At 56.6% G+C, this 12936-nt stretch carries 15 protein-coding genes; 5 read left to right on the top strand and 10 right to left on the bottom strand.

What is annotated here, in order from left to right; genetic code table 11:
* Nucleotides 1–139 precede the first annotated feature (139 nt).
* Both ACMWKK_RS13610 and ACMWKK_RS13605 read right to left on the bottom strand, forming a co-directional pair.
* Nucleotides 140–1021 (bottom strand): SDR family oxidoreductase, encoded by an 882-nt coding sequence (locus ACMWKK_RS13610; protein WP_161656306.1) that lies wholly within the window; start codon nt 1019–1021, stop codon nt 140–142.
* Nucleotides 1022–1073: 52 nt separating this feature from the next.
* Nucleotides 1074–1463: a YdeI family stress tolerance OB fold protein gene (locus ACMWKK_RS13605; RefSeq protein ID WP_045326145.1), complete on the bottom strand. Its 390-nt coding sequence runs from the start codon at nt 1461–1463 to the stop codon at nt 1074–1076.
* A 354-nt stretch (nt 1464–1817) separates the two neighbouring features.
* Between ACMWKK_RS13605 and ACMWKK_RS13600 the strand changes: the two genes are divergently transcribed.
* A complete protein-coding gene (locus tag ACMWKK_RS13600; RefSeq protein ID WP_112780272.1) occupies nt 1818–2336 on the top strand; it encodes a 2-oxo-tetronate isomerase in 519 nt (172 codons plus the stop codon).
* 34 nt (nt 2337–2370) lie between these two features.
* On the opposite strand, the gene cydB is transcribed toward ACMWKK_RS13600, so the two are convergent.
* The 7 genes from cydB to ACMWKK_RS13565 all read right to left on the bottom strand — a co-directional run bounded on the left by cydB (nt 2371) and on the right by ACMWKK_RS13565 (nt 6950).
* On the bottom strand, nt 2371–3381 hold the full coding sequence (cydB, locus tag ACMWKK_RS13595) for a cytochrome d ubiquinol oxidase subunit II (protein WP_112780271.1): 1011 nt from the start codon (nt 3379–3381) through the stop codon (nt 2371–2373).
* Complete coding sequence (locus ACMWKK_RS13590) at nt 3381–4784, bottom strand: cytochrome ubiquinol oxidase subunit I (protein ID WP_048994465.1); 1404 nt, start codon at nt 4782–4784, stop codon at nt 3381–3383. The genes cydB and ACMWKK_RS13590 overlap by 1 nt, the downstream gene beginning before the upstream one ends.
* A gap of 211 nt (nt 4785–4995) precedes the next feature.
* Nucleotides 4996–5502, bottom strand: a complete 507-nt coding sequence (locus ACMWKK_RS13585) for a ferritin-like domain-containing protein (protein ID WP_024908416.1) — start codon at nt 5500–5502, stop codon at nt 4996–4998.
* A gap of 25 nt (nt 5503–5527) precedes the next feature.
* Nucleotides 5528–5731 (bottom strand): hypothetical protein, encoded by a 204-nt coding sequence (locus ACMWKK_RS13580; RefSeq protein ID WP_032640249.1) that lies wholly within the window; start codon nt 5729–5731, stop codon nt 5528–5530.
* Between the two features lie 23 nt (nt 5732–5754).
* Nucleotides 5755–6249 (bottom strand): ferritin-like domain-containing protein, encoded by a 495-nt coding sequence (locus ACMWKK_RS13575; RefSeq protein ID WP_023311678.1) that lies wholly within the window; start codon nt 6247–6249, stop codon nt 5755–5757.
* 93 nt (nt 6250–6342) lie between these two features.
* Nucleotides 6343–6528, bottom strand: a complete 186-nt coding sequence (locus ACMWKK_RS13570) for a general stress protein (RefSeq protein WP_004136767.1) — start codon at nt 6526–6528, stop codon at nt 6343–6345.
* Nucleotides 6529–6629: 101 nt separating this feature from the next.
* Nucleotides 6630–6950 carry a hypothetical protein gene (locus ACMWKK_RS13565; RefSeq protein ID WP_139156880.1) on the bottom strand — a complete coding sequence of 107 codons (321 nt, stop codon included), beginning with the start codon at nt 6948–6950 and terminating at the stop codon, nt 6630–6632.
* A 105-nt stretch (nt 6951–7055) separates the two neighbouring features.
* Here ACMWKK_RS13565 and ACMWKK_RS13560 point away from each other — a divergent pair, with 105 nt between their 5' ends.
* Together ACMWKK_RS13560 and ACMWKK_RS13555 are read left to right on the top strand one after the other, a co-directional pair.
* The gene (locus ACMWKK_RS13560; RefSeq protein ID WP_112780269.1) at nt 7056–8399 is read left to right on the top strand and encodes a VOC family protein; all 1344 of its coding nucleotides are present in this window, start codon (nt 7056–7058) and stop codon (nt 8397–8399) included.
* 45 nt (nt 8400–8444) lie between these two features.
* A complete protein-coding gene (locus tag ACMWKK_RS13555; protein WP_045326609.1) occupies nt 8445–9950 on the top strand; it encodes a carboxylesterase/lipase family protein in 1506 nt (501 codons plus the stop codon).
* Here the strand turns inward: ACMWKK_RS13555 and ACMWKK_RS13550 are convergent.
* Nucleotides 9937–10779 carry a LysR family transcriptional regulator gene (locus ACMWKK_RS13550; protein WP_045326156.1) on the bottom strand — a complete coding sequence of 281 codons (843 nt, stop codon included), beginning with the start codon at nt 10777–10779 and terminating at the stop codon, nt 9937–9939. The genes ACMWKK_RS13555 and ACMWKK_RS13550 overlap by 14 nt on opposite strands.
* 114 nt (nt 10780–10893) lie before the next feature.
* Here ACMWKK_RS13550 and ACMWKK_RS13545 point away from each other — a divergent pair, with 114 nt between their 5' ends.
* Nucleotides 10894–12063: a pyridoxal phosphate-dependent aminotransferase gene (locus ACMWKK_RS13545; protein WP_112780268.1), complete on the top strand. Its 1170-nt coding sequence runs from the start codon at nt 10894–10896 to the stop codon at nt 12061–12063.
* A 22-nt stretch (nt 12064–12085) separates the two neighbouring features.
* Complete coding sequence (locus ACMWKK_RS13540) at nt 12086–12859, top strand: transporter substrate-binding domain-containing protein (protein ID WP_045326160.1); 774 nt, start codon at nt 12086–12088, stop codon at nt 12857–12859.
* The last annotated feature ends 77 nt before the right edge of the window (nt 12860–12936 follow it).

The following is a 12936-nucleotide window of genomic DNA, read 5'->3' as shown; positions in this document are numbered from 1 at the left end:
TGTTTAAATTTGATAACTTGATAGCAAAATATTTTTAACATTTGATCTGTTTGAGTTACAACATGTTTTTAGGCGGGGGAGCAAAAGCGAACGTCCCTGTTCATTTATTGCTCATTGCTGATGGGAAAGAATTGCGGAGTTAGATGACGCCGTCACCGCCGTCAGAGCACCACACCTGGCCGGACGTAAACGAACATTCATCCGAGGCCAGCGTGACGTACAGCGGAGCAATCTCAACCGGCTGGCCAGGACGTCCCAGCGGCGTATCGCCCCCAAACTCCTTCACCTTATCCATCGGCTGCCCGCCGCTGGACTGGAGAACGGTCCAGTAAGGACCGGGGGCAACCGCGTTGACCCGGATGCCCTTAGGACCCAGCTGTTTGGCTAAAGACTTGGTAAACACCGCCAGGCAGGCCTTCGTCTGGGCGTAGTCCAGCAATACGGGGCTGGGCTTCACCGCCTGAACGGAGGAGGTGTTAATGATAACGGACGAGGCTTTCAGGTGGCGCAGCGCCGCCTTGGTGATCCAGAAAGGCGCGTAAACGTTAGTTTTAAACGTGGCGTCAAAGTCTTCGGTGGTCAGCTCTTCCAGAGATTCCCGGTACTGCTGACGGCCAGCGTTATTGATCAAAATATCCAGCCCGCCCAGCTTAGAGACGGCTTCTTCGACCAGATTCTGGCAGAAGGTTTCGTCCCGAATATCTCCCGGCAGCGCGACGGCCTTACGGCCTTCCGCTTTGATCAGGTCGATGACCTCTGCGGCGTCCTTTTCCTCTTCCGGCAGGTAGCTGATGGCGATGTCAGCACCTTCGCGGGCATAGGCGATGGCAACGGCGCGACCGATACCGGAGTCACCGCCGGTGATCAGCGCTTTTTTGCCTGCGAGGCGGCCGTGTCCTTTATAGCTGGTTTCCCCATGATCGGGAACGGGTTGCATCTCTGACGCCAGCCCCGGCGGCGTTTGCGGCTGTTCCGGGAACGGGGGTTGCGGGTAAGCGTTCTTACGTTGTGTATCACTCATAGCTGACTCCTTAAGCCTTGATGGATAGTTGCAGCGTTAACGCTTCGCTGAATTATTTCTGTAAACGATCGACACGGACGACGGCAGGAGATGATTTTTTATCAAGCGAACCGTTGATGCTGATCATCTGATCGGGTTTAACCGTTCTGCCGTCGAAGACTGCCTGGGGAATAATAACGTCGATTTTTCCGGTTTTATCCTGAAATACAAACCTATCGCCGCTACCGTCAATAAGATTACCGCGCAATGAAATTGTCGCACCGTCGTGCATTTGTTTTGCCTGATTGATGGTCATAATACGCGCATCGTCAGTTCCACGATATCCGCTATCCAGCGCGTGGGGTGGCGGCGGTGCGTCGCCTTTTTGTAACCCGCCGTTATTATCCGCCCAGGCAGCCGGAACCAGAAATATTAATAAAGCGTAACAAGGGGATAATTTCATCTGCTATCCTTCATTTTATCGTGTCTTGACTTGTTAAGTATTGTTGCTATTTCTTTATGTGGCAAATGTGATAAGTCCTAAAAACATTCTCATTGAAAATCATGAGCATCTGAAAATAAGCGAAGCGATGTCAATGACCGTGAAGCGTGAGGTGAAAAGTTGCCAGGGATAGATGAGAGTTATCGCTTGCTGACGTTTGAATACGCGCTTCGTCAGATGGATTTTATTGTTATGTTGGCTATGGTTGGGGTGAAAGAATAATAGCATTAAAAACATGGGAGGAATTAAATCTGCCAGGTTAGAACGCAATCATCACATTTAAATTATTCCTTTCGAGAAATCAAAGGGGGAAAGATGAGCACTCTTTTTCACGACAGTAATAATACCGTGTGTGAACTGACGAAAAAACTTGCGAACAAATTAACCGATCTCGGGCTTCGCTTAACCACGGCGGAATCCTGTACCGGGGGAAAGCTCTCGGTTGCGCTTTGTGCGGAAGAGAACACGGCCGATTTTTATGATGTTGGCCTGGTGGTGTTCAGCGATGATGCCAAAACGCGGATCCTGGGCGTTCGTCCTGAGACGCTCGCACGATACACCGCCGTGAGTGAACGGACGGTAACCGAAATGGCCGCCAGCATCCGCGACATTGCCCAGGCCGATATTAGCATCGCCATCAGCGGCTACGCGGGGCCAGAAGGAGGCGACGATGGCACGGCGGCGGGGACGGTCTGCTTTGCGTGGAACATCCGCGGTGAGACCCAAACCCGCACCGTGCTGTTTTCCGGCGAATGTCAGGATGTTGTGGAAAAAGCGGTACATTTTTCGCTGGCTGAACTGGTAGCCATCTTGTCGAAACGCCCTCGCGGTTGATTTCAGGCGGACACGGCGGCTACCATCGCGTTCCTCAGTGGTAGCCTTCAGTATCCGAAACCTTGCCCCGGAAGACGTAGTAGCTCCAGGCGGTGTACACCAGGATCACCGGGATAATCAGTAACGTCCCGACCAGCATAAACAGCTGGCTGGCAGGCGGGGCCGCGGCCTCCCACAGGGTAATGCGCGGCGGGATAATATTGGGCCAAAGGCTGATGCCCAAACCGCTAAACCCGAGGAAGATCAGCCCCAGCGTCAGCAGGAAGGGGCGGGAGTGGCTGGCCGGGTTGCGAGTCAGCCGCCAGATCAGCACGCTGAAGATCCCGACCAGCAGAGGAACCGGCAGGAACCAGAAGAAGTTGGGCAGGGTAAACCAGCGGTCGGCGACGTACTGCCAGCCGAGCGGCGTCCAGACGCTGACCACCGCGATAACCACCATCAGGGCCAGCAGCACGTGGCGGGTTAGTTCGCGCATGCGCTGTTGCAGCGCGCCCTCGCTTTTCATAATCAGCCAGGTGGTGCCCAGCAGCGTGTAGGCGACGACCAGCCCGATGCCGCAGAAGAGGTTGAAGGGGGTGAGCCAGTCCAGCGCCGAACCCACAAACCGCCGCCCCTCAACGTCGAAGCCGTTGATCACGGCGCCTACCACCACGCCCTGGCTGAAGGTGGCGAGCAGGGAGCCGCCGGCAAAGGAGTAGTCCCAGAACCTGCGGTGTGAGGGCGTGGCTTTGAAGCGGAACTCAAAGGCGACGCCGCGAAAAATAAGGCCAATCAGCATCGCGGTGAGGGGAATGGTCAGCGCATCAATAATCACCGCATAGGCCAGCGGAAACGCGCCGAACAGCCCCGCGCCGCCGAGCACCAGCCAGGTCTCGTTACCGTCCCAGACGGGCGCCACGCTGTTGACCATCACGTCGCGCTCTTTTGCATCGCCCACGAAGTTAAACAGCAGGCCAATCCCCAGATCGAAGCCATCCATAATAATGTACATCAGCGTGGCAAAGACGATGATGGCGAACCAGATTACTGAGATATCGACGCCCATCAGATTCTCTCCTCTTCTGATACCGACTCCGCGGCGGAAAGCGGTCGGGCGGGCGTGCCCGAGGTATTTGACGTCAGCGTATCGACGGGCTGCGGGCCTTTTTTAATCAGCCGGATGAGGTAAACATAGCCCACGCCGAACACGGAAGAGTAGACGACGAAGAACGCCAGCAGGCTGATGCTCATTTGCAGGGTGCTGTGCAGCGACACCGCGTCGATGGTGCGCAGGTAGCCATAGACGACCCACGGCTGACGCCCCACTTCGGTGGTCACCCAGCCCGCGAGCAGCGCCAGCAGACCGGCAGGCCCCATACAGAGGGCAAACCAGTGGAAGGGGCGCGAGTGGAACAGGCGGCGACGATAGCGTAGCCAGAGGCTGAGCAGGCCGAGGGTAATCATCAGCAGGCCCATCCCGACCATGATGCGGAACGACCAGAAAACGATGGTCGAGTTGGGACGATCCTCTTTCGGGAAATCCTTCAGCGCCGGGACCTGCTTATCCAGGCTGTGCGTAAGGATCAGGCTGCCGAGCGCGGGGATTTCGAGGCTGTATTTGGTGCGCTCCTCGTCCATATCCGGCAGGCCAAACAGCAGCAGCGGGGTGGCCTCGCCGGGCGGGTTTTCCCAGTGCCCCTCAATGGCGGCAATTTTTGCCGGCTGATGCTCAAGCGTGTTCAGGCCGTGCATATCGCCCACCACCGCCTGAATGGGCGCGACCAGCAGCGCCATCCACATCGCCATGGAGAACATGGTCCGGACGGCGGGCGTGTCGTTACCGCGCAGCAGGTGCCATGCGCCGGACGCGCCGACAAACAGCGCGCTGCTCAGAAACGCGGCGATAGCCATATGAATCAGGCGGTAAGGGAAGGAGGGGTTAAAGACGATGGCCAGCCAGTCCTGCGGAATGACCTGCCCGTTTTCGATAGTGAACCCCTGCGGCGTGTGCATCCAGCTGTTGGAGGCGAGGATCCAGAAGGTCGACATCAGCGTGCCGAGCGCCACCATGCAGGTTGAAAAGAAGTGCAGGCCGGGGCCGACTTTGTTCCAGCCAAACATCATCACGCCGAGGAATCCGGCCTCCAGGAAGAAGGCGGTTAGCACCTCATAGGTCAGAAGCGGGCCGGTAATGCTGCCCGCAAACTGGGAGAACCCGCTCCAGTTGGTGCCAAACTGGTACGCCATCACCAGCCCGGAAACGACGCCCATGCCGAAGTTAACGGCAAATATCTTTAGCCAGAAATGGTATAGCGATCGCCAGACGTCGTTTTTGGTGCGCAGCCACATGCCCTCCAGCACCACCAGGTAGCTGGCGAGACCGATGGTGATCGCGGGAAACAGGATGTGGAACGAGACGGTAAAAGCGAACTGGATTCTGGCCAGATGGAATGCATCAAGTGCGAACATGGTCCGTACCTCTGAAACGATGGGGCACGCGCATTGCCGGCTGCTTTTGCTACCCGGCAAAACCGATTACGGTTTTTATACCGGCGCCTGAATCGGCCCCGATGAGCAGGTCGGAATGCGGATCGCCGTGCCAACTTCCGCGAACCTCTCTACCTAAAGATAGAGTGTAGTCCGTGTTGGCAAAATCCTCTCCCGGCGGCGTTAGACCGGGCTATTTTTTCGCTTCGACACCCGACGCGTCTGAACGCAGCAGGAACTGTTCCGTGGTTTGCGGAATGTGGCGAATCAGCCAGTCGGCCATTTCACGCTCTTCCGCGAGAATCGTCTCGATAGCGGGGACCGAGGCGACGTCGCCTGCTTTTTTTGCCGCAGCGAGCAGGGAGGTATAGCAGGCTATTTCAAACTGTTCGAAGACATAGCCGCTGATTGACCCCTTAACGATCTCGTCAGAAGGGAACATGCCGCCGATGGATTGACCCAGCGCCGCCATTTTGCTCATCGAGTCTTTTAAGACCGAACGGGAAATATCATTCCGATCGAGGATTTCCTCCAGCAATGTAATTTGCCGTTTTGTCTCATTAATATGCTGTTCAATTCTGGCGCGAACATCAGGATAATTATCGATGCGGCTAGCCATGGATTCCAGCATAGATTCGGCTTGCTTTTCCATCGCATGGGCATCGCGTAGCCAGTCATGGTAGTGTTCTACGTGATTCATCATTGTATCCTCATTAGGTGTTCGCTTATTTAGTTTCACTTTCAGCAGCCTGATCGGCACGTGCGGCACTGTAGCCAGATAAATGGCCGACAATATTGGCATAGATACTGATAATAATGACCCACAGCACGCTGCTCTTCCACCATATTACGGAAGGAATGGCGAGAATGAACCATATTATAGCTGCCGCTAAATGGCACCGTTTAATTGTCCTGGGACTGATGCTCATTTTATTTAACCTGTGTTATAGCGTCATTTTTGCGCTTTTTGGTTAATGTTTCCAACGGCCAGGTCGGTGAGTTTAAGGTCGGTCTCTTTTTCTTCTTCCAGCGTTTCGGCAAGAAGCTTAACGGCTTTTTTATAGCCCAGCTGTTCTGCTAAGGTGGCAAGGGTGCCGTAGCTGGCTATTTCGTAATGCTCGACTTTTTGCGCGGCGGCAATTAACGCGGCATCACGCACTTCATTTTTTTCCGTGCTCTCGATAACTTCGTTGGCTTCTTCAATTAAGCCTTCCATCGCCACGCACTTCATGCGTTTGATCTTAATCCCGTCTTCCTGCTCGACGATCTGGTCAATACGTTCGATTTGACCCTGAGTCTCTTCCAGGTGGGCGGTAAAGGCGGCGCTCAGCTTCTCGCTGGAGGCGGCGCGGGCGAGCTTGCTCAGCGCACGGGTAAGCTGCTTTTCTGCACTGTAGGTATCCGATAGTAGATGAATAAAAACATCCTCAACACTTTTCATATTCATAATAATTACGCTCCGGTAAAATAAAGAAAGGGTACTGCGAGCTTTTCAGCCCGCAGCATGCTCTCGGTTTTATTAAAAGAGTTTTAAATAAGATTAGGAGTTATCAGACTTACGGCCTCCGCCGTGACTGTTCTGTCCCCCCTTCTTGCCAGCTTCAGATGCGCGTTGCGGATCGTTTTTAAAATTACCGCCGCTGTGCTGGCCACCTTTACGTCCAGCTTCTGATGCTTTATCACGGTCTTCAGCGAAATTACCGGAACCACCACGATGCTCTGCCATATTAAACCTCATAGTCATATATTGGTTATGTCAGTACGATACGAAAATATTCCGTATCACTCGTCGTTCGAGTAATAACTCTAGTCGCTGTGCGTCATCCGTCAAATGCGTTTTGCTTTTTGCGGTTGCGTTATTTTTAAATATTGGAGGATTTGCGCTTCGCTTAAAATGGAAATATGGATAGGCAGGAAGGACTTGTAAACAACCATTAAGATTAATCCTAACTTCGGGCTAAAAATTTGAAAGGTGAGAATAAAAATAATGGTGTGCTCAAAGTGGTTTATTTGCAGCTTCGGGAAAGGCAAAAAATACTCCTTTATAGCTAGAAAGCGGAACCCTAAATAATTATAAGGAAAATCCTGGATAAAAGCGTTCCGGTCAAAAGGGCGGTTCCACCGGGCCGGTTCTGGGGCCAGTAGCACACGGTTTGACCACTGTCGTCTTAAGATCACAAATCAGAAATTCTTCCCCCCGGAAGGAACGGGTTTCTCTACACTCCAGGTAATATTCACTGGAGGCATGACATCATGGCGAACACCATCACGGCTGATGATATTCGGGAACGCTTTTCGCAGGCTATGTCGGCGATGTACCAGCAGGAAGTTCCGCAGTACGGCACCTTGCTCGAACTGGTTGCGGACGTCAACCTGGCGGTTCTGGAAAATAATCCACTATTACATGAACAACTGGCTAACGCCGATGAGCTTGCGCGCCTGAACGTCGAGCGTCACGGGGCGATCCGCGTCGGCACGGCGCAGGAGCTGTCTACCCTGCGCCGCATGTTTGCCATCATGGGCATGTACCCGGTCAGCTACTACGATCTCTCTCAGGCGGGGGTGCCGGTCCACTCCACGGCGTTTCGCCCGATCGATGACGCCGCCCTGTGCCGTAATCCGTTTCGCATCTTTACCTCGCTGCTGCGCCTTGAGCTGATTGACAACGTTGCGCTGCGCGAGCGGGCGGCAGAAATTCTGTCTCACCGGAACATCTTCACCCCGCGCTGTCTGGCGCTTCTCGATCTGCATGAGTCGGAAGGGCAGTTTACCGACGCGCAGGCGCGCGAGTTTGTGCAGGAAGCGTTAGAAACCTTCCGCTGGCACCGTCATGCGACGGTCGACCAGGAAACTTACCTCGCCCTGAGCAACGAGCACAGGCTGATAGCCGACGTGGTCTGCTTCCCGGGCTGCCACATCAACCACCTCACGCCGCGCACGCTGGATATCGACCGGGCACAGGAGCTGATGCCGAAGTACGGCATTGAGCCAAAAATTCTGATTGAAGGCCCGCCGCGCCGCGAGGTTCCCGTCCTGCTGCGTCAAACCAGCTTTAAGGCGCTGGAAGAACCGGTGCTGTTTGCCGGTGAACATAAGGGCACCCACACCGCGCGCTTCGGTGAAATTGAACAGCGCGGCGTGGCGCTGACCCCTAAAGGCCGTGAGCTGTACGATAGCCTCCTTGCCCAGGCCGGAACGGGTAAAGATAACCTGACGCACCAGCTGCATCTGCGGGAGGTCTTTAGCGCCTTCCCGGACAGCGAGCTGTTAATGCGTCGTCAGGGGCTGGCGTATTTCCGCTACCGTCTGACGCCAGCGGGAGAAGCGCATCGCCATGCGTTCCGCCCGGGAGACGATCCGCAGCCGCTGATTGAGCGGGGATGGGTAGTGGCCCAGCCGATCACCTACGAAGATTTCCTCCCGGTGAGCGCCGCCGGGATTTTCCAGTCCAATCTCGGGAATGAAACCCAGGCGCGAAGCCACGGTAACGCCAGCCGCGAGGCGTTTGAAGCCGCGCTCGGCTGCCCGGTGCATGACGAGTTCGCCCTCTATGAGGAGGCTGAGACGCGCAGCAAACAGCGTTGCGGTTTGCTCTGAAACCGTTACTCTGCTGGGGTGTGATGGAAAAAAAATAAGGTCGTTATGCAACATCTTTCCACCCCTGTAGTTGAAACGCGCCAGGGCGCGCTGTCTGGCTTAACCGATGAAAACGTCCACCTCTGGTGCGGTATTCCCTACGCCGCACCGCCCGTAGGCGAGTGGCGGTGGCGTTCGCCCAGGCCGCCCGAACGCTGGGATGGCGTTCGCGAGGCCACCGTCTTTTCGGCCTCAAGCTGGCAAAGCAGCGAGTATTGTCAGGAGCTGGGCGGGGGCGATCCGGGCTCCTTCTCTGAAGATTGCCTCTATCTGAACGTCTGGTCTCCCGTTGACCGTAGCGGGCCGCTTCCGGTTATGGTGTGGCTGCACGGCGGCGGGTTTACCGTTGGCGCGGGTTGCTTGCCGCCCTATAACGGTAAAGCGCTGGCCACGCGCGGCGTGGTTATCGTGACAATCAACTACCGCCTCGGTCATCTCGGCTTTTTTGCCCATCCCGCGCTGGAGGGCGAGGAAGATCGCGTGGTGCATAATTTTGCCCTGCTGGATCAGATCGCCGCGCTGGAATGGGTGCGGGAGAATATTGCCGCGTTTGGTGGCGATCCTGACAATGTGACCCTGTTTGGCGAATCCGCCGGCGCGCGCAGCGTGCTCTCTCTGCTGGCCTCGCCGCTGGCAGAAGGGCTGTTCCATAAGGCGATTGTGCAAAGCGGATACACCCTGCCGGACACGCCGCGCGAGCAGGCCCTGCAAAAAGGGGAGGCGCTGGCCGCCCATTTCGGGCTGGAAAATGCGACGGCGGAGCAGCTGCGGGCCATTCCGCCCGAGGCGTTCTGGCCGCTCGCCGCGCCGCTCAACGTCGCTCCGGCGCCCATCGTGGGGGACTGCGTTCTGCCGGAAGCGATGCTGGACGTCTTTTTCGCTGCGCGCCAGCATCCGGTACCGGTGATGATTGGCTCTAACAGCGATGAGGCCAGCGTGATGGCGGTATTTGGCGTCGATCTCGCCGGACAAATTCAGAAGCTGCGCCGGGAGCGCCGCTTCGGGCTGGGGCTGATTAAGCTGCTCTATCCGGGCGTGAAGGGCGATGAAGAGCTGGGCAGGCAGGTGTGCCGCGACATGGCCTTTACCACGATGGGCTACGTGGTGATGCAGGCTCAGCAGCGTGTCGGCGGCTTGTGCTGGCGCTATTGGTTTGACTATGTCGCCGAAGCGGAGCATGGAACCTACGTTAACGGCGCGTGGCACGGCAACGAAGTGCCCTACGTTTTCGATACCCTCGGCCAGGTGGAGCCTTCACGTCAGTACGTCAACGAGCGGGATCTGCAGTTTGCGGCGCAGGTAGCGGATTACTGGGTGAGCTTCGCGCGTGAAGCGGGATCTCGCGACAGCCTGCCCGGACCGACGCACTGGCCCGCGTGTCGTAAAGGGCGGGACGTTCTGTTACGCATTGGCGTGAATAAACATGCAGATTTCAGGCTTGAAAACCGCTTTATGCGCGCCCGCATGAGCCTCTTCAAACGGGTGATGAAGCACCACGTCAGCCTCGATTAAGCAAACAGGCGCGAAACGCCGCCAGTCCATTCTCCTCGGCTGGCGTTTCGCGGAGCACCAGCCGGTAGCTCGCGCCGGTTTTGATGCTGGTTTCATAAGGCCGCATTAGCCTTCCCGCGCGGACATCCTCGGCCACCAGCGTTTCGTCGGCAATGGCGACGCCCAGCCCCTGAATGGCGGCGGTAATGGCAAGATCCATCGTGTCGAAGTGTTGATTTTTGTGCATGGCAAAGCCGGGACCTTCCTGCTTCGTCAGCCACAGCGACCAGTCTGTTTTATCCCTTGTCGGATGCAGGAACGTCAGCGATCCCAGCGCTGCACCCGCCCGCACCGGGCTTATCACCGGCGTGAGCGCCTCTTCGAACAGCAGATCGCCTGCGCTCATGTGCGTGCCGAACACGATGGCCGCGTCGTAAGATTCGGTTTTGAAATTGACGTTGTGATCGGTGGTGGTGGTCAGGGCAATCTGCAGATCCGGCTGCTCGCGCTCCACCTCCAGCAGGCGCGGCACCAGCCAGCGCATGGCGCAGGTAGGGGCCTTAAGCCTGATCGCGGTGTGCGGGCTTCGGGCCCGATCGGCCACGGTCAGCAGGTGTTCGAAAGCAGACTGCAGTTCCGGGAGCAGGGCGCTGCCCTGGGAAGAGAGGCGCAGGCCGCGCGCGTGGCGTTCAAACAGCGGAAAGCCAAACCACGCCTCAAGGGAGGCAATCTTACGGCTTACGGCCCCCTGCGTCAGGCAAAGCTCCGCGGCAGCATGGGTCAGATTGAGGTGACGCGCGGTGACTAAAAATGCGTCAATGGCATTGAGCGGGAGCGAACGGCGCGACATAAAAATACCTCAGCTATGCATTTTTCTCATGGCTATTATGACAACAATTCGATTGTCCCGACAGCAGAGATATTGTTTGAATAGTTATGCAATGTCCATGAGAAGGGAAAGAGGATGACTTTACAAACGCCCGTGCAGACTCGCTCCAAACTGCCCGATGTGGGTACCACCATTTTTACCGTTATCGGCCAGCTCTCGGCGCAGCATAACGCCATTAACCTTTCTCAGGGCGCACCGAATTTTTCCTGTGACCCGAAGCTGATTGCGGGCGTCACCCGCGCAATGGAGGAGGGGCATAACCAGTACGCGTCGATGACCGGTCTGCAGCCGCTCAAAGAGCGCATTGCCGATAAAATCGCCGCGCTCTACGGCACGCAGTATGACCCGGCCAGCGAGGTGCTGGTGACCGCCAGCGCCAGCGAAGGGCTCTATTCCGCCATCAGCGGGCTGGTGCATCCGGGAGATGAGGTGATCTACTTTGAGCCCTCCTTTGACAGCTACGCGCCCATTGTTCGCCTGCAGGGGGCAACGCCGGTTGCCATCAGGCTCACGGTGCCGGATTTTGCCGTCAACTGGGACGAGGTCCGCGCTGCCATCACCCCGCGCACGCGGATGATCATCATCAATACGCCGCACAACCCGAGCGGTCAGGTCTTCTCGGCCAATGATCTGCAGCAGCTGGCGGCGCTGACGCGCAACACGGACATCATTATTTTGTCTGACGAAGTGTATGAACATGTCGTTTTCGACGGTGAGCCGCACCACGGGATGGCCACGCACCCGCAGCTGGCGGAGCGCAGCGTGATTATTTCTTCTTTTGGAAAAACCTATCACGTCACCGGGTGGCGCGTGGGGTACTGTGTTGCTCCGGCGGTACTGATGGACGAGATTTGTAAAGTCCATCAATTTTTGATGTTTTCTGCCGATACGCCAATGCAGCACGCGTTTGCTGAACATATGGTCGACCCGCAAACCTGGCTGTCGCTGTCGGCGTTTTACCAGCGTAAGCGCGATCTGCTGCAGAGTCTGCTGGCCGATTCGCCGTTCACGCTGCTGCCCAGCGCCGGATCGTTCTTCATGCTGGCGGACTACAGCCAGTTCAGCGACGAGCGCGACAGCGAGCTGGTGAAGCGGCTCATCGTCGAGTACGGTGTTGCCACCATACCGCTGTCGGCGTTTTATGCGGACGGCACGGATAATAAATTGATTCGTCTCTCTTTTGCGAAAGACGAGTCGACGTTACGGGCAGGTGCCCAGGCCCTGTGTCGGGTTAAACCACGCTGAGATAAGCTCTGAGGAGTTGTTGATGAAATTACGCGCGCTAGTTGTCGGCATGGGATTGCTGTGTACCTTTTCCTCCTTCGCGGCGTCCGAGCTGCGTTACGGCCTGGAAGCGGAATATCCGCCGTTTGAGAGCCGCAATGCGGCGGGCGAAATGGAAGGGTTTGACGTGGAGCTGGGGAATGCCATCTGCAAAGCGGCTGCGCTGAAGTGCAGCTGGGTGGAAACCGCGTTTGACGCCTTGATTCCGGGGCTGGTGGCGAAGAAGTTTGACGCCATTAACTCGGCGATGAACATTACCGAGCAGCGCCGCAAGAGCATTGATTTTACCCAGCCGATCTACCGTATTCCGTCGCAGCTGGTCGGCAAGGCCGGTACGGCGGTTGAGGCCACGCCAGAAGGGCTGAAGGGCAAAACCATCGGCGTACTGCAGGGCTCAATTCAGGAAACCTACGCGAAAGAGCACTGGGAAAAGCAGGGTGTCACCGTGGTGTCTTATAAAGATCAGAATATGGCCTGGGGCGACCTGCTGAATGGCCGCATTGACGCCTCGCTGGTGATGTCCGCGGCCGGGCAGGCGGGTTTCCTCAGCAAGCCGCAGGGTAAAGGGTTTGGCTTCATCGGCAAGCCGGTGTCTGACGACACGATCCTCGGCAGCGGGATCGGCTTTGGGCTGCGCAAGGGTGACGAGGCCACCAAAAAGCAGCTTGATGCCGCGATTGATAAAGTACGTGCCGACGGCACGATCGCTAAACTCGCTGATAAGTACTTCCCGGGTATCGATGTCAGCGTAAAATAACCACCTCATTAGCCCCGGCGAACGATGTCGCGCCGGGGCATTTTTCTACACATATTCCAGGCTTTCTTTACACCACT

The sequence above is a fragment of the Enterobacter sp. 01-M-03-SI-ECC genome (assembly GCF_047530215.1).
Taxonomy (GTDB): Bacteria; Pseudomonadota; Gammaproteobacteria; order Enterobacterales; family Enterobacteriaceae; genus Enterobacter; species Enterobacter chengduensis.
The sequence above is the reverse complement of the archived record's forward strand: the minus strand, read 5'-3'. Positions and strand labels throughout refer to the sequence as shown.